General features: G+C 68.8%; 16 protein-coding genes. 5 read left to right on the top strand and 11 right to left on the bottom strand.

The genetic code is table 11. The features are described from left to right. Together KL788_RS13095 and ffh are read right to left on the bottom strand one after the other, a co-directional pair. Positions 1 to 1392 carry an amidase gene (locus KL788_RS13095; RefSeq protein ID WP_293172565.1) on the bottom strand — a complete coding sequence of 464 codons (1392 nt, stop codon included), beginning with the start codon at positions 1390 to 1392 and terminating at the stop codon, positions 1 to 3. A 38-nt stretch (positions 1393 to 1430) separates the two neighbouring features. After that, positions 1431 to 3023 (bottom strand): signal recognition particle protein, encoded by a 1593-nt coding sequence (gene ffh, locus KL788_RS13090; protein WP_293172562.1) that lies wholly within the window; start codon positions 3021 to 3023, stop codon positions 1431 to 1433. A 62-nt stretch (positions 3024 to 3085) separates the two neighbouring features. Here ffh and KL788_RS13085 point away from each other — a divergent pair, with 62 nt between their 5' ends. Beyond that, on the top strand, positions 3086 to 3601 hold the full coding sequence (locus KL788_RS13085; protein WP_293172559.1) for a gamma carbonic anhydrase family protein: 516 nt from the start codon (positions 3086 to 3088) through the stop codon (positions 3599 to 3601). Positions 3602 to 3607: 6 nt separating this feature from the next. Here the strand turns inward: KL788_RS13085 and KL788_RS13080 are convergent, their stop codons facing one another. From KL788_RS13080 to KL788_RS13045, 8 genes are all read right to left on the bottom strand, one after another. Next, on the bottom strand, positions 3608 to 4810 hold the full coding sequence (locus KL788_RS13080) for a Dyp-type peroxidase (RefSeq protein WP_367120437.1): 1203 nt from the start codon (positions 4808 to 4810) through the stop codon (positions 3608 to 3610). 58 nt (positions 4811 to 4868) lie between these two features. Continuing rightward, positions 4869 to 5435 carry a copper chaperone PCu(A)C gene (locus tag KL788_RS13075; RefSeq protein ID WP_293172553.1) on the bottom strand — a complete coding sequence of 189 codons (567 nt, stop codon included), beginning with the start codon at positions 5433 to 5435 and terminating at the stop codon, positions 4869 to 4871. Positions 5436 to 5581: 146 nt separating this feature from the next. Next, complete coding sequence (locus KL788_RS13070; RefSeq protein ID WP_293172550.1) at positions 5582 to 6166, bottom strand: hypothetical protein; 585 nt, start codon at positions 6164 to 6166, stop codon at positions 5582 to 5584. A gap of 71 nt (positions 6167 to 6237) precedes the next feature. Continuing rightward, positions 6238 to 7107 (bottom strand): signal recognition particle-docking protein FtsY, encoded by an 870-nt coding sequence (gene ftsY, locus KL788_RS13065; protein WP_293172547.1) that lies wholly within the window; start codon positions 7105 to 7107, stop codon positions 6238 to 6240. Positions 7108 to 7271: 164 nt separating this feature from the next. Then, complete coding sequence (locus KL788_RS13060) at positions 7272 to 8246, bottom strand: hypothetical protein (RefSeq protein ID WP_293172544.1); 975 nt, start codon at positions 8244 to 8246, stop codon at positions 7272 to 7274. A gap of 129 nt (positions 8247 to 8375) precedes the next feature. Then, positions 8376 to 8654 (bottom strand): DUF3039 domain-containing protein, encoded by a 279-nt coding sequence (locus tag KL788_RS13055; protein WP_293172541.1) that lies wholly within the window; start codon positions 8652 to 8654, stop codon positions 8376 to 8378. Positions 8655 to 8719: 65 nt separating this feature from the next. Next, positions 8720 to 10276, bottom strand: coding sequence for a hypothetical protein (locus KL788_RS13050; protein ID WP_293172538.1), 1557 nt, complete (start codon positions 10274 to 10276; stop codon positions 8720 to 8722). Next, positions 10252 to 11148 carry an ABC transporter ATP-binding protein gene (locus KL788_RS13045; protein ID WP_367120436.1) on the bottom strand — a complete coding sequence of 299 codons (897 nt, stop codon included), beginning with the start codon at positions 11146 to 11148 and terminating at the stop codon, positions 10252 to 10254. The genes KL788_RS13050 and KL788_RS13045 overlap by 25 nt, the downstream gene beginning before the upstream one ends. Positions 11149 to 11329: 181 nt before the next feature. On the opposite strand from KL788_RS13045, the gene KL788_RS13040 reads away from it, so the two are divergent. The 4 genes from KL788_RS13040 (at position 11330) to KL788_RS13025 (ending at position 14461) form a co-directional block, all read left to right on the top strand. Beyond that, complete coding sequence (locus KL788_RS13040) at positions 11330 to 12022, top strand: phosphocholine cytidylyltransferase family protein (RefSeq protein WP_293172535.1); 693 nt, start codon at positions 11330 to 11332, stop codon at positions 12020 to 12022. 80 nt (positions 12023 to 12102) lie between these two features. Beyond that, positions 12103 to 12900, top strand: coding sequence for an ABC transporter permease (locus KL788_RS13035; RefSeq protein ID WP_293172532.1), 798 nt, complete (start codon positions 12103 to 12105; stop codon positions 12898 to 12900). Continuing rightward, positions 12900 to 13679, top strand: a complete 780-nt coding sequence (locus KL788_RS13030; RefSeq protein ID WP_293172529.1) for an ABC transporter ATP-binding protein — start codon at positions 12900 to 12902, stop codon at positions 13677 to 13679. Before KL788_RS13035 ends, KL788_RS13030 begins: the two co-directional genes overlap by 1 nt. Continuing rightward, positions 13679 to 14461: a hypothetical protein gene (locus tag KL788_RS13025; protein WP_293172526.1), complete on the top strand. Its 783-nt coding sequence runs from the start codon at positions 13679 to 13681 to the stop codon at positions 14459 to 14461. The genes KL788_RS13030 and KL788_RS13025 overlap by 1 nt, the downstream gene beginning before the upstream one ends. On the opposite strand, the gene KL788_RS13020 is transcribed toward KL788_RS13025, so the two are convergent. After that, positions 14397 to 15695 (bottom strand): CDP-glycerol glycerophosphotransferase family protein, encoded by a 1299-nt coding sequence (locus KL788_RS13020; protein WP_293172522.1) that lies wholly within the window; start codon positions 15693 to 15695, stop codon positions 14397 to 14399. The genes KL788_RS13025 and KL788_RS13020 overlap by 65 nt on opposite strands. Between the last annotated feature and the right edge of the window lie 162 nt (positions 15696 to 15857).

Raw genomic sequence — 15857 nt, 5'->3', positions numbered from 1 at the left:
TCAGCCTACGTCGGCGGCCGTGCGCCGCCAGGGCGCGGCCGCCTCGAGCTGCGCGGCGACGCTCAGCAGCAGCGCTTCACCGGCTCCATTGGCGGTGGGATTCGCCACGAGCTGCACGGCGAGCGGCACCCGCGCGCCATCGTGCCACCCGGCAGGTACCACGGCGGCCGGCCACCCGAGCAGGTTCCACAGTGCCGCGTAGGGCGCATAGCCGATGTTGGCGCGAAGGTTCGCGACCCAGCCGCGACGGTGCCAGCCCTCGGCGAGCGGCCCGGCTTGGGCGAGCCCGGGGGTGAGGATCACATCGACGTCGGCCGTCGCGGCCTCGACGCGCGCGCGCAACTTCTCGACCGGACCGGGCCGCAGAGCGCCGACTCGCCGCAGCCGTCGCCCCGCCCGCACGTGAGCGCGCACGCGCGGCTCGAGGTCACGATCGGCGAGGCCTTCGTGCGCAGCATCGTCGGCCGCGCCAGCGAACCAGCGCGCGAGCACGGGCAGAGGGTCAGCCGGGTAGGGAATACGCAGCTCGACAACCTCGTGGCCAGCGGCCCGCAGTGTGTCGGCAGCGCGATCGGCGGCGGCCTTCCACTGCGGATCGAGCGTCGCGAGAGGGGTCGGGATGCCCGTCGCGAGTCCGACGCGCAGCACACGTTCGGGCATGCGCACCTCGGCGAGCTCGGGGCGGCCTGCCATGACCGAGAGCACGAGCGCAGCATCCGCCACGGTGGTCGCCAGCGGGCCGTTCTCGCTCATGCCGAACCAGCTGTGCGCGCCCATGCAGGCGGGCACGAGCCCCGAGCCAGGCTTCAGTCCCACGAGGCCGCAGTTGGCGGCGGGGATGCGGATCGACCCCATGCCGTCGGCGGCATGCGCGACCGCGACCATGCCGCTCGCGACCGCGGCGGCCGAGCCGCCTGACGAGCCGCCCGAGGTGCGCTCGGGGTTGTGCGGGTTGCGGGTCGTGCCGTAGACCGAGTCGGTCGTGCCGAAGACGCACAGCTCGGGCACGCGCGTGAGGCCGACGACCACGGCGCCCGCGGTGCGCAGGCGTGCGACCACCTCGTGGTCGGCCGGTCGCGGCTCAGCGCTCGTGGCCGCACTGCCCTCGCGCATGGGCTCGCCGGCGACGGGAATGTTGTCTTTGATGGCGATCGGCACGCCCGCGAGCGCGAGGTGCTCGCCCGCGGCAACCCGGGCATCCACCGCAGCAGCCTCGGCGAGCGCTTTCTCGGCCCGGACCAGTTGGAACGCCCCGAGTGCAGGGTCGAGAGCCTCGATGCGGGCGAGCGCTGCCCGGGTCTCGGCGACCGCGGTCGTCGTGCCGGCCCGCACGGCGGCGGCGGTCTCGACGGCGGTCTGGGTCAAGGCGGGCACGGCGTCGGGCGAGCTCATGGGCTCACCATACGGCCGCACACCGTGCGACAGCAGGCTCAGCGACCGAGGAACTTCTGCAGGGCTTCGAGCTCTTCGGCGGTCGGCTGCTTGTCGCCGGCCGGAGACGCTCCCCCACCGAGCCCGAAACCGCTACCGGATGCGCCCGATGCCGCCGGACGCACACCTTGCGCGCGAGCGGCTTCCTCTGCCGCGCGCTTCGCCGGGTTGCCCGACTTCGAGGCGCCCTTGCCCTTCTTCTTGGCCGCGGCCTTGCGGGCCGACGCGGCTCCCCCGCCTCCGCCCATGCCGGGCATCGGGCCCATGCCCGGAATCTGCGGCATGCCGCCCTTGGCCATGGTCTTCATCATCTTGGCGGCCTGCTCGAAGCGCGTGACGAGGGCGTTGACCTCGGTTACCGTGGTGCCCGATCCCTTCGCGATGCGCAGTCGGCGCGAGCCATTGAGCAGCTTCGGCACGCGGCGCTCGGCGACCGTCATCGACTGGATGATCGCCTCGGTGCGCACGAGCTCGCGCTCATCGAAGTTGTCGAGCTGCTCGCGCATGCCCCGCGCGCCCGGCAGCATGCCGAGCATGCCCTTGATCGAGCCCATGTTCTTGAGCTGCTGCATCTGCGCGAGAAAGTCTTCGAGGGTGAAGCTGTCGCTCGCGAACTTCTCGGCGGTCGCGCGCGCTTCTTCTTCAGTGAACGACTTCTGCGCCTGCTCGATGAGCGTGAGAATGTCGCCAAGATCGAGTATGCGGCTCGCCATGCGGTCGGGGTGAAAGGGCTCGAAGTCGTCGAGGCCCTCGCCGGTCGACGCGAACATGATGGGGCGCCCCGTAATGCTCGCAACGCTGAGCGCGGCACCACCGCGCGCGTCGCCGTCGAGCTTCGAGAGCACGACGCCCGTAAAGTCGACGCCCTCTTGGAAGGCCTTGGCGGTCGACACGGCGTCTTGACCGATCATCGCGTCGATGACGAACAACACCTCGTCGGGGTCGACGGCCTTGCGGATATCGGCAGCCTGCTTCATGAGCTCGGCATCGACACCGAGACGGCCGGCGGTGTCGACAATCACCACGTCGTGCTGCCGATCACGGGCATGCTTGATCGCGTCTTTGGCGACCTTCACGGGGTTGCCCACGCCGTTGCCCGGCTCGGGCGCGAACACCGCGACCCCGGCCTGCTCAGCCACGACCTGCAGCTGCTGCACGGCGTTGGGGCGCTGCAGGTCGGCGGCCACGAGCAGCGGAGTGTGGCCATCCGCCTTCAGCCACTTCGCCAGCTTGCCCGCGAGAGTCGTCTTTCCGGCACCCTGCAGGCCCGCGAGCATGATGACCGTCGGCGGGCTCTTCGCGAACTCGAGCCGGCGCTGCTGCCCGCCCAGAATGGCGATGAGCTCGTCGTTGACGATCTGCACGACCTGCTGCGCCGGGTTGAGCGCCTTGTTGACCTCGTCGCCGAGGGCCCGCTCGCGCACCGCGGCGGTGAAGTCTTTGACGACCGGCAGGGCGACGTCGGCGTCGAGCAGCGCGCGGCGGATCTCGCGCACCGTGCCGTCGACATCGGCGGGGCTGAGCTTGCCCTTCGTGCGCAGAGCGCTGAAGGTCGCGGTAAGCCGATCAGAGAGAGTGCCGAACGTCGCCATAGTGGCCCCATTCTAGGCGGGGCGGTCTGATTGACTGGGCGCACCGGCTTCGAGGAGGAACCATGCGACGCGCGATCTTCGGTCACGAACCCCACGTGGATGCTGCTGCCTGGGTCGCACCCAACGCCACGCTCATCGGGCAGGTGCGCATTCACCCGCGCGCCTCGGTGTTCTACGGGGCCGTGCTGCGCGGCGACCGCGACCTCATCGAGCTCGGCGAAGGCTCAAACCTGCAAGACAACGTGACCGTGCACGGCGACCCCGGCAAGCCGACCATCGTCGGTCGCGGTGTGAGCGTCGGCCACGCCGCGATGCTGCACGGCTGCGTCATCGACGACGACTGCCTCATCGGCATGAGCGCGACGGTGCTCAACGGGGCTGTGATTGGGCGCGAGTCACTCGTGGCCGCGGGCGCGGTCGTGCTCGAAGGCACCATCGTGCCGCCCCGGTCGCTCGTGGCCGGCGTGCCCGCGAAGGTGCGGCGCGAGTTGACAGACGACGAAGTGGAGGGCATCCGTCGCAATGCCGAGACGTACCTGATGCTCTCGGCCGAGCACGCGGCCCTCGACGCCAACTGAGCCGAGCTACACGAGGGTCTCTCCGAGATAGCCACCCGGTGCGCATCCGGGCGGAACGGCGAACACCGCCGAACCGATCGGCGTCGTCCAGATGTTGAGCAGGTCGACGTCGGCGAGGCGCTGCTGGATCGGCACGAACTGTCTCACCGGATCAGCTTGCAGCGAGCCGAAGATCAACCCGGCATCAGTGCCCTGCTGCGCCGTGAGATCGTAGTTGTAGCCGCGGCGAAAGATCTGCGGCGCTCCGTCGCCTGACCGCGCCCGTGCGACATGGGCGATCGGAGAGATGACCGGCAGCCCGTTCGAAGCGCGTGCCGCGAGGTCGGGAGCATCGAACTCGCTCACGCCCGAGAGCGGTGCCCCCGTATCGAGCCGACGACCGACCGCTTGCTCACGACTGCCACGGTCGAGTTCGTCCCACGTGTCGAGGTTCATGGCGATGCGCCTGATCACGTAGCTGGTGCCGCCCCTGAGCCATGCCGGCGACGAGGTCTCTCGCCAGACCACGCGGGCGAACGACTCAGAGGCGAAGGCTGGATTCGCCGTGCCATCGAGCTGGCCGAACAGGTTTCTCTGTGTCGAGCCGTGAGGCACGCTGCCAGCGGCATGACGAAAGCCGTCTTGTCGCCAGCGCACGGCGGCATAGCGACGGATGTCCTTCACGAGCATGCGCGATGCATGAGCGATCGTGATCGGGTCGTCGGCGGCCACTTCGAGCAGCAGATCGCCGCCCGACCAACGTGGCTCGAGCTGATCAATCGTGAACGCCGGCAGCGGGGCCAGCCAGTCAGGTCGCTGCACCGGGTCGACTCGGTCGACGAGATCTGGGCCGAAGGCCACCGTCACGGTGAGTCGGGCGGGTGTGAGGGCCAGCTCGGGCTCGGTATCGGCGAGCGCCGGTCGCCCCGCCGTCAATCGCTCGGCGTCGCTCGTGATGAGGCGGAGCATCCGTCGAATGCCGTCTCGATCGGCGCTCGGCGTCAGATCGAAGGCGATCATCGAGCTGTGGGCCTGAGGCTCGAGCTCGATGCCCGCTTGGTGCCGACCGTGAAAGGGAATGGTGAGCGAGCCGACCTCAGACGGGGTCTCGAGCGGTGTGACCGGAGCATCAGGGGCGGGCGCGGGACCGAGCGCGTAGCCCCCGACGGCTCCCAGCCCGGCAGCGCCGAGGCCAGCGGCGCCACCGAGGAGGAGGCGCCGCCGACTCACGCCCGCATCGTTACTGGTCGCGGCATCGGATGCCGCTGACGAGTGCGCGGGCATCGCTCTACTCGTCTTCCGTGTCGCCCACGTATTGCTCGTCGGCGCCCGTGAACTCTTTGACCGTGAACGCGTGCTCGAGAACCGAGCCGTCAGAGAACTCGAGCGTGATGACGACCTCGTCGCCGGGCATCAGCGGCTCGGCGACACCCATCATCATGAGGTGATCGTTTCCGGGGGCGAGCTCGTGACGGCTGCCCGCCGCGACGACGATGCCACCCTGCTTCTGCTGCATGACCATGACGCCGTCGCTCATGACGACCTCGTGCAGCTCGATCATGGGTGAGACGTCGGCACTCGCGGCGATCAGCGTGACGTCGGCGTCGCCCGCGTTCTCGAGCACACCGAAGGCGGCGGTCATGCCCTCGTCGACGGCTTTGACCCAGCCGTCGACGACCTGGATCGATTCGGCGGCCGTCGACGTGACCTCGGCGGAGGGGGAGGCGCCATCGACAGGAGCGCCGGCGCACGCGGTGAGCGCCAGCGCAGTTGCGAGGGCGAGGCCGCCGGCCACGCTCGTGCGGCGTCGCGTACGGCGAGTGATGGCGGTGCTGGTGGTCGTGGTGAAGGTCATGGACTTACTCCTTGCTGAGATGCTCAATCAGGTGGTCCGTGCTGCGGTGGGCAGGCGGACGGCTCCCGTGCCGTGCGGGCACACGGGGGAGGTCGAGGCGCGCGAGGGCGCCTCGACAACGCAGAGCGGCAGACGCCGCGGCGTGATCAGCCGAACGAGATCAGAGCAGGGGGCCCGCGTCGTAGCGGCGGCGGAAGACTCGAACGCCCGCGGGGGCGCACCGCGTCACGGTCGAGCGGCGCTGCGGCGCGCACGGCGCGAACCGGAGTGCTCACGAACGGACGCAGCCTGCGCAGCACGCGCGCGGTCAGGGCTACCAGGCCGTCGACGACTCGCTGCTCGACGAGAAGCACGACGAGGGCGAGCAGCCCTGCGACCACGTGGGCGAGAAGCATGGTCTCGGCGCCGTGCGCGTGCAGAGCATCCGCTGATGCCACGGTCACAGCGGCGTGGAGGTGAGGATCCACCGGCACTATTGCGGTGCCACCCCACGTGAAGACCGTATGGAAGACGAGCTGGCCTCCCGCGATGGTCGCCGCCGTTCGCCAGGGGGTGAGGCGTCCGTTCGACAGCAGAGCCGTGCCGAGCATTGAGCCCAGCACGATAGCCGTGACGAGGCCGATGAGACCCGGCGCGGCGCCGCCCGCCGCCATATGCGCAGCCGACGCGAGAGCGACAGCCGAGACAGTCACGGCGGTGGCCCGCAGCAGTCGCGCGGCCCGGGGGTTCATACCCCTCAGGGTATCGCTCCCTCGGGGGTGAGAGCTGACAGACGCGGGTCGTGCATCGACGGCGGTGTAGGTCAGGGCACCAGGCTCGCTGCGAAGACGTGGGGCGTGAAGCCCGTCAGGTCGCCGATGCCCTCGCCCTGCCCGATGAGCTTGATTGGGATGCCCGTCTGCTGCTGCACGCGCAGCACGAAGCCGCCCTTGGCCGAGCCGTCGAGCTTCGTCACGACGAGCCCGGTGACCCCCGCGCTCTCGATGAACGCCTCGGCCTGCGCGAGGCCGTTCTGGCCCGTCGTGCCGTCGAGTACGAGCAGCACTTCAGCGATCGGAGCGAGCTTCTCGATGACGCGCGTGACCTTGCCGAGCTCGTCCATGAGGCCCGACTTTGTCTGCAGGCGGCCGGCCGTGTCGACGATGGCGATGTCGACGTTGTTGTCGATGGCGAACTGCACCGTCTGGTAGGCGACGCTCGCGGGGTCTTGTCCCTGGTGCTGCGGGCGTACGACCTGCGCGCCCGCGCGCTCGGCCCAGGTCGCGAGCTGGTCGACCGCCGCGGCGCGGAACGTGTCGGCCGCGCCGACGACGACGGAGCGCCCGTATCCGGTCAAGAATTTTGCGAACTTGCCGATCGTGGTGGTCTTGCCGACGCCGTTGACGCCCACCACGAGCACGACCGCGGGCCGATTGCTGAGCGTCAAAGTCGGGTCGTGGGCCGCGAGGCGCTCTTCGAGAGACTCGCGCAGCATGCGCTTGAGGTCGCGCGGGTCGGTCGTCTTGTACTTGGCGACCTTTGCCCGCAGCTCGTCGAGCAGCGCCTCGGTGATGTCGGGGCCGAAGTCGGCGCCGAGCAGAGCGGTCTCGAGGTCGTCCCAGGTGTCGTCGTCGATCGTCGGGCTCGTGAACAGCCCTTTGAGTGCTCCCCCGAGTCTCCACCCCTCAGCCATGCCTCCAGCCTAGTTGCGCGCACCCCTCACGCGACCTGCGTCAGATCTGGGGCAAACAGGCGCATCGCGGCAGGAGTATCGCCGATCTGGGGCGAATCTGGGACCCACTGCGTCGGCTGGGGCGAGCAAGGCCAGCACTCGGGGCGAGCGCAGCGCGCGCGTACTCACGGCTTCGCCAGGGGTGGGATGCTCGACCTGAGTCGCGACCGCGTACGCCAGCCACGCGCGCGCAAGCGCCGCGCCGCCGAGCCGAGCACTCGGCTGGGGTCTGAGTACAACTCCTCCCGCGTGCACCGGATCGCGCTCCACTCGGCATCGGCGAATGCGTCGAAGCGACTCAAATCACGCGCGAACACTCGAGGGTTGGTGCGATGTCCGTCGCCCTCATACTCGACCAGCACCCGATAGGAGGGCCAGGCGAGATCGGGGTGGAGCGGACCGATCGGCGTCGAAACCTCGGGCGCTACCTCCGGCTCGGGCAAGCCGGCGCGCGTGAGCAGCAATCTCAGGTGCGATTCTGGTCGGGAGCGCACGCCGGCTCGCGAGAGAGCAGTTGCACGGCGAAGTGCCGCAGCCCCGGCGCGTCGCGAGCTGCGCGCGAGCATCCGTTCGATTTCGGCGAGTGCGGAAAGGTCGTCTGCGAATCGCGCCGCGTCAACGAGGGCGACGAGATCGGGCAACCCGAGATCGGTCGCCGCGGTGAGCAGCGTCGTGCCGATGGTCGCCACCCGCAAAGGCACGAGCTCACCTGTTGAGCAAGGCAGCAGCAACTGCTCGAAGGTGGGATCGGCGAGATCGCGCTGGTGACCGATGACGCCCGTCGCGCGAGGCGTGTGGGCGCCGCGAGGGACCGTGACGTGCAGGGGGCCTTGCTCGAGCGCGGACGGAAGCGGCAGCCCCCGAAGCGCCGCGGCAGTCGTGTTCGAGAACCACGCGAGCTGCGACATGACCTGCGCATAGGCCCACGCGCGGTCGGCAAGCGTCTCGAGCGGGGCGCAGAAGGCGGCGACCCCGTGGAACGGATGGAGGACATCCGCGCGCCGCTGTCGATCCGGCAGCACTCCGAGTCGGCGGGCTTCGGCGGTGGAGAGCACCTCACCGTGAACCGCGAGCGGGAGTTGGCTGGGAGCACGGGACATGCCCGAGAGGATCTCGCTAACGACGAGTTGAGAGCCCTGGCCGTTCGAAATCGGTCAGATTCACCTAAAAACAGTTGAACTGTGAGGGAGAAGCGCCCGTTTGCCCCAGATCTGGGGAAGGACAGCGGGTTACTCGTCGCGCATGCGCTCGTAGATCTTCTTGCAGTCGGGGCAAATCGGAAACTTCTCGGGGTCGCGCCCCGGAGTCCACTTCTTGCCGCACAGGGCGCGCACGGGCTTACCCGTGAGGGCGCTCTCGATGATCTTGTTCTTGGGCACGTAGTGCGAGAAGCGTTCGTGGTCGCCGTCTTCGAGCTGCTCTTCGTTGAGCAGCTTCTCGAGCTCGCGGTCGAGCACATCGGTGCCGCCGCCCTGCCCCGCACCGCCCGGTTCGTCCAGTGTCGCCATGCGGCCAGTCTACGACCGGTCGCTTCGCAGGACTCCGGATGCTGCGCCGCAGCCGCGCGCCCGCCTCAGGTGCGCAGCATGAGGTCAAGCAGTTCGGGCGCTCGACGTCGAAACGCGCGCCCGCCAGCGGCGATGCCGAGCACGAGCATGCCGACGCCGGTCGCGATGCCCGCGATGCCTGCCACCGTGAACCACTGGGCATCGCTGAACCCCCACCACACCAGCAGCAGGGTGGGAGCCATGAAAGCGATGATGGCGAGTAGCGACAGCGCCTGACTCCAGCCGGCGCGGGCCTCGAGGCTCGGTGGCTGGTCGAACGGCCCGGCGCCGGGCCGCGCGGCGGGGTATGCGCCGATCGCCGACGAGACGCTTGAGATGCCGAGGCCCGTGAGCAGCAGACCGATGCTCGTGCCGATGAGCGCCGGCAGCACCTCGTCGACACCCGACCAGACGGCGAGCAGCGGCGATAGGGCGAGGATGATCGGCACGCCGAGCAGCAGGGGCGGCACGGCGCGGCCCCAACGGTCGGACGAGCCCCGGAACGACGCGGCGACGTGCAGCCAGATCGCACTGTGGTCGTAGGCGACATCGTTGTGGCTGAACCATCCGAGGAAGAGCGCGAGCACCGGCAGCGGCAGAAGCCACAGCGGGGGCAGAGGCGCTCCCGCCACGGCGAAAGCCAGCATCATGATGACGGGAGCGAGGGGAAGGCCGAGCAGCACGAAGCGGTAGCGCGGATCGCGAGTCCAGTAGAGCAGGCTGCGAGCAGCGATGACCCCAGAGGGAGTCGCCGGCACGAGATCGAACCAGCCGAGGCTCGACCTCGGGGCATCGGCTCGCGCGCGTTGCGGCGACTCGAGCAGGCGAGCAACGATGACTCCCCAGCCGAGCGCGAGCACCACCACCATGACGACGCCCGCGACAAGGCGAGCCGCCATTGGCGCGAGCTCGCTGCCCGGCGCCGCCCACAGCATGCCCATCGGAGTGTGGGCGAGCACGCCAGCCGTCGCCACGAGCTGCTGCGCCGCGCTGTCGCTCGAGTCGACGACCACGACGGCGACAGTCACGATCGCACTCGCGAGGGCGACGACGATCACGGTGCGAGCGATGGCGGTGACCGTGCGACGCGCCGCGGTCGACACCGAGAGCTGGTCGCCCACGACGACCAGGTATTGCGACACGATGACGATCGAGATAGCACCGAGCACCGCGGCGACGACCGCGGCCACCGCCGCCGTTTCACCGGCCCAGGCGCGCTCGAGAGAGATTCCGAGCAGGGCGGCGAGTACGGCAGGCAGGCCGATGGCGGCCGCGGCTCCGAGTGCGAGCGCCAGCTCTCGCGGGGCGATCGGGAAGGCGGCGAAGCGCCGCGGTTCGAGCGCTGATCCGAGCCCGGCACTGAGCGGCGCCACGGCGATACCGATCGACACCGCCGTCGCGACGATCACGAGGGCGGCGCGATGGGTCTCGAGCGACACATCGACCTGCGTCGAGAGCCAGATGAGACCAGTGCCGACCGATCCGGCGAGCAGCAGCACACCGATCGTGCGGGCGAGTGCGACTCCAGGGCGGAAGGCCGAGGCGAGCAGGGCGAGCTTCAGTCGGAGAACGTGGTCAACCACTCCAGCCCCTCCACCGCTACGCGGCCGCCGGCGAGCTCGACGAAACGCTCTTCGAGGCTCTGAGCCCCGCGCACGTCGTCGAGAGTGCCCGAGGCGAGAATACGACCGCCGACGATGACGGCCACCGCGTCGCAGACCCGCTCGACGAGGTTCATGTTGTGGCTCGAGAGCACGACGGTGCCGCCCGCGGCGGCGAAGCGCTTGAGCAGCTCGACAGCCTGCGCGGTCGAGACGGGGTCGACAGACTCGAAAGGCTCGTCGAGCACGAGAACGGCGGGCGAGTGGATGAGCGCGGCGGCGAGCGAGACCTTCTTGACCATGCCGATCGAGTAGTCGCGCACCGGGCGATCGAGCGAGCCGTCGAGGCCCAGCGCCACGGCGAGGTCGTCGGTGCGGCTGCGCGCCGTCTCGCGGTCGAGGCCGTGCAGCACTGCGCAGTAGTAGAGTATCTGCGCACCGGTGAGGCGATCGAACAAGCGCATGCGGTCAGGTAGCACGCCGATCGAGCGCTTGGCGGTGGTCGGGTCTCGCCACACATCGGCGCCCGCGACGACCACCGTGCCCGCGTCGGGCCGCAGAAGCCCCGTGATCATCGACAGCGTGGTCGTCTTGCCCGCTCCGTTCGGCCCGACGAACCCGAAGATCGAGCCTTTGCGCACCTCGAGATCGACGGAGTCGACGGCACGGCTCTGACCGAAGCTCTTGCTGAGCGCCGAGACCGTGAGCACGACCGGCGGGGGCGGGGGCGTCGCTGCGGGGCGCTTCGCCCGGGGCTTCTTGGCTGTGGGGCGGGCCGTCGGCTTGCTCACCCGCCCGGTCGCCGTCTGTCGAGCGGGCTTGGCCGGGCGATTCGACGACGGCGAGGATTCCACGGTTCAACGCTACCAACCCTGGCGCGTGCCGTGAGTCGCTCTGGGTCCGCGCGCGGTGCCGCATCACGTTTGGGAAACGATGGGTGAACAGCGCATGGCCATTCGACTGACGAGCCGGTAAACTTCGATGACACGACGATGTGTTCTTCTTTGCACGCAACGACACATCAGGAGCCTTCACATGACCACTCAGGTTGTCATTCTCGCCGCTGGCATGGGCAGTCGCCTCGGCCGCGAGCTGCCGAAGCCGCTGACCGAGCTCAGCGACGGTCGCACCATCATGCAGCAGCAGCACGACAACATCGCTGCTGCGTTCGGCAAGGCCGTCACCATCACGACCGTCGTCGGCTACAAGCTCGAGCACATCGTCGACACCTTCCCCGAGGTCGAGTATGTCTACAACGAGCAGTACGACCAGACCAACACCTCGAAGAGCCTGCTGCGCGCCCTCAAGGCGACCGGCAAGCACGGCGTGCTGTGGATGAACGGCGACGTCGTCTTCGACCCGCAGGTGCTCGTGCGCGTCGCGAGCCTCGTGCACGCCGACCGCTCGTTCGTGAGCGTCAACACCGCCACCGTGAGCGATGAAGAGGTCAAGTACACCGTCGACGCCGAGGGCTTTATCGCCTCGCTGTCGAAGACGGTCAAGGGCGGTCTCGGCGAAGCCGTCGGCATCAACTACATCTCGAGCCGCGACAAGGCCGCCGTCGTGCGCCACTTGACCCGCTGCGCCGACCAAGACTACTTCGAGCGCGGCCTCGAACTCGCCATCGAGCACGACGGCATCCGCATTGAGCCAGTCGACATCAGCGACCTCTACGCGGTCGAGGTTGACTTCGCCGAAGACCTCGAGCGCGCGAACTTGCACGTCTAGCGATTGCCTCGGCCGGGCATCCGCTGAAGGAGGCCCGATTCGCGGGCGAAGCGGTGCGCGTGCCGCTAGCGTTGTCGTTCGTGACCTCCGCCCCGCCGCCGCGCCCTGCACGCAGCCCTGCGCAGGTCTATCGGCAGTCGCTCTGGCTGCTGACGAGCCGCGACCTACGGGTGCGCTACACGACCTCAGTGTTGGGCTACTTCTGGTCAGTGCTCGACCCGCTCGTGATGGCGGTCATCTACTGGTTCGTCTTCACGCAGATCGTCGAGCGCACGATCGGCGAAGCGCCCTACATCGTCTTTCTGATCGCCGGGTTACTGCCGTGGATGTGGTTCAACGGCGCCGTCGGCGACATGACGCGGGCGTTCATCAAAGACGCGAAACTCGTGCGCTCGACCCGCATTCCTCGCACCGTGTGGGTGACGCGCATCGCACTCTCGAAGGGCATCGAGTTCGTCGCCGCGATTCCGGTCATCATCATCTTCGCGGTGATCTTCGGCGCGCAGCTCACCGCCGGAGTGCTGTGGCTGCCGGTCGCGATCGCGCTGCAGGCTGTGCTGACGGTCGGGCTCGGCCTCATCATCGCCCCGCTCGTCGTGTTCTTCCGCGACCTCGAGCGCGCAGTCAAGCTCGTTCTGCGGTTCTTGTTCTACGCATCGCCGATCATCTACGGGCTCAGCGACCTGCCCGATGGGCTCGAACTCTGGGCGGCCTTCAACCCGCTCGCGGGCATCATCTCGCTTTACCGGGCCAGCTTCTTTCCCGGTCAGGTGGATGCTCTCCCGGTGATCATCTCCGCCGCCATGAGCCTGCTCATCTTCGGTGTCGGCGTGCTCGTCTTCCGTCGCATGATCAGCGCCGTGCTGAAGGAGGTCTGATGAGCTCGGAGCAGACGGCAGCCGCCCGGCCCGCGCACGATGACGTGGTGATTCGCGTGCGCGGTGCGGGCATCCGTTTTCGCCGCAATCGGCGCGGGCGCCGCTCGTTCAAAGACCTCTTCGCCGGCCGCAACCGCAGGTCGCGTCCCGATGAGTTCTGGGCCCTGCGCGGCATCGATGTCGAGGTGCGTGCGGGCGAAGCGATCGGGGTCGTGGGCCGCAACGGTCAAGGCAAGTCGACGCTGCTCAAGCTCGTCGCCGGCGTCATGCTGCCCGACGAGGGCGCCGTCGAGGTGAACGGCGGCGTCGCCCCGCTCATCGAGATCACGGGCGGCTTCGTCGACGACCTCACCGTGCACGAGAACCTCTACCTCACCGCGGGTCTGCACGGCATGTCGAAGCGCGAGATCGACGCGCGCTACGACGAGATCATCGACTTCGCCGAGCTGCGCGACTTCACGCAGACGCCCTACAAGCACCTGTCGAGCGGCATGAAGGTGCGGCTGGCGTTCTCGGTGATCTCGCGCCTTGAAGAGCCGATTCTGCTGGTCGACGAGGTGCTCGCGGTGGGCGACAAGCCCTTTCGCGACAAGTGCTACCGCCGCATCGACGAGTTGCTGGCCGGCGGCCGCACGTTGTTCTTCGTCTCGCACAACGAGCGCGATCTCAAGCGCTTCTGCACGCGGGGCCTCTACCTCGACGGCGGCGCGCTGAAGCTCGACGCTCCGATCGCCGAGGTGCTCGCCGCGTACAACCGCGAGCACGGCGACGGTGCGTGATGACTGACGACTCCACGGCGATCACGCCGGCCACTCCCCCGGTCGACCCGATGCTCATCCGCGGCCTGCGTGCCGCGATGTCGGCGCAACGGCCAGCGGTGCTGCTGCACATCCGCTCCATTCGGCGGCAGTACCCCGCGGCAACGCCCGAGCAGGTCGTGCGCATTCTCGAGCGCCGCTTCTTGAACTCGATCACGCTCACGGGTGCCGGCAGTGGTGCGGCCACGCTGATTCCGGGCGTCGGCACCGCGATCGGCATCACCGTGATCGGCGTCGAGACGGTGGCGTTCTTCGAGATGACCGCCCTCTTCGCGCAGTCGGTCGCCGAGATTCACGGCATCGTCGTCGACGACGAAGAACGCGCCCACAATCTCGTCATGGCGCTCATGCTGGGCGGGCCGGGCAAAGACCTTGTGCAGCAGTTCGTCGGGCAGGCGACCGGCGTCGGCCCCGACCGAACGCAGTACTGGGGTGAATCAATCACCGCGGGCATGCCCAAGGCGCTCGTCGGCATGCTCAACAAGAGACTGCGCGATGAGCTCGCCAAGCGCATGGCGCTGCAGCAGGGCGGCAGCATGGTCGGCCGCTTGATCCCCTTCGGCATCGGAGCGATCATCGGCGGCGCGGGCAACCGCATCATCGGCGGCAAGGTCGTGCGGGCGGCGCAGCAGGCCTTCGGCCCCGCTCCCGCGTGGTGGCCGGCCGAGCTCGAGCAGCTCAGTCCTCCGAAGGAGCCTCGTCTTCGTCGTCGTCTGCGTCGAAAGGGCTCGACTCCGACGTGACCGGGTCGAGGGCGTGCATTGCCGCCACCCGGTCCCACTCGGCGTAGAGCGTGTCGACGGCGGCGTGGAAGCGCGCCGTCGCCGCGCCGGGCGTCGTGTCGCCGAAGTAGCGCTGCACCCAGTGCGTGAGGGCCTCGTGCGCCTCGGTGCTCGTGAGCACCCGGTCGACCGCGGGCACGACGGCGGCCGCCTCGTCGGCGGTGAGCCACTCGCACGCACTCAAGTAGCCCGACTCGTCGATCTCGGCCTCGGGTGATGCGGGCCGGGCGACAATGATCGGTTTGCCCGTCGCGAGCCGGTCGTAGACCATCGCCGAGATGTCGGTGATGGCGACGTCGGCGGCGGCGAGCTGCCAGCCGAGCGCCGAGCCGGTGTCGTGCACGTGCTGGGCCGAGGGGTCGGCGGCGTTGGCGCGCTCCAGGGCCTCGATGATGCGCCGGTTGGCCTGGCCGTAGGCAGAATCGACGACCCCGCTACGCGGGTGCGGCCGGTAGATCACGCGGTGGCGGCCGGTCGCGAGCAGAGCATCCACCAGCGTCATACCGTGGCTCGCGATCGAGCCGTACGCTGCCGACGGCCGGTCGCCCTCCCAGGTGGGTGCATAGAGCACGACGGTGCGGTCGTCGGGCGTGTAAGGGGTGTCGCCCGCGAAGTGGTCGGCCTGGGGGCGACCGATCTGCAGCGTGTGCCGGTCGAGGTCGTACGACCACAGCTTGCGCTCGAGCCGCTCGCGCGCGGCCTCGCCCGCGATGAACGCGTAGTCGTAGGCCTTGTACTGATTCGTGGTCATGTACATCTTGTCTGACTCGCCGTGGTTGATGAACACGTGCCACATGCGGCCGTAGCGGAACATCTGAAAGTTCTTGGTGTTCTGATTGACGTAAAACACGATACGCAGCGGCTGCTGGGCGACGAACGTCTCGAGGTCGGTCACCTTGCGCAGGTAGACGACGGGCACGGGGGCCTCGTCGAGCAGCGTCATCATGGTGCCCGGGCTGCGGCTGATGATGGCGACCGGATGCTCGCGCGCGAGCTCGGCGAGCGGCGCGTACCACTGGCGAATCTGGTAGAGGTTCACGCGGGTGTCGGCGAAGTAGACGGCGATCTCGATCGAGCCGGGGGCCGGAGGCGTCTCGCGCTCGAGGCGCTTCGCGAGCTCGTTGCGATTGCGGCGCGAGCGCAGCAAGTTGCGCACGATACGGCGCGCGGTCTTGAACTGCCCCACGATCTTCACGCTCACGATTCTCCCAGCGGGCCCCGCAGGCGCCCGACCATTCGGCCACACCGTTACCCACTTGTTCGCAATTCAGGCTCAGCGGCCCGATGTGCCCGACTATTCGCTCGATTCGGCCTCTCAGCCTGAGTTGCGAACGACGACGGCGTGACAGAATCGGGC

This window comes from Microcella sp. (genome assembly GCF_019739195.1).
GTDB lineage: Bacteria > Actinomycetota > Actinomycetes > Actinomycetales > Microbacteriaceae > Microcella.
The sequence above is the reverse complement of the archived record's forward strand: the minus strand, read 5'-3'. Positions and strand labels throughout refer to the sequence as shown.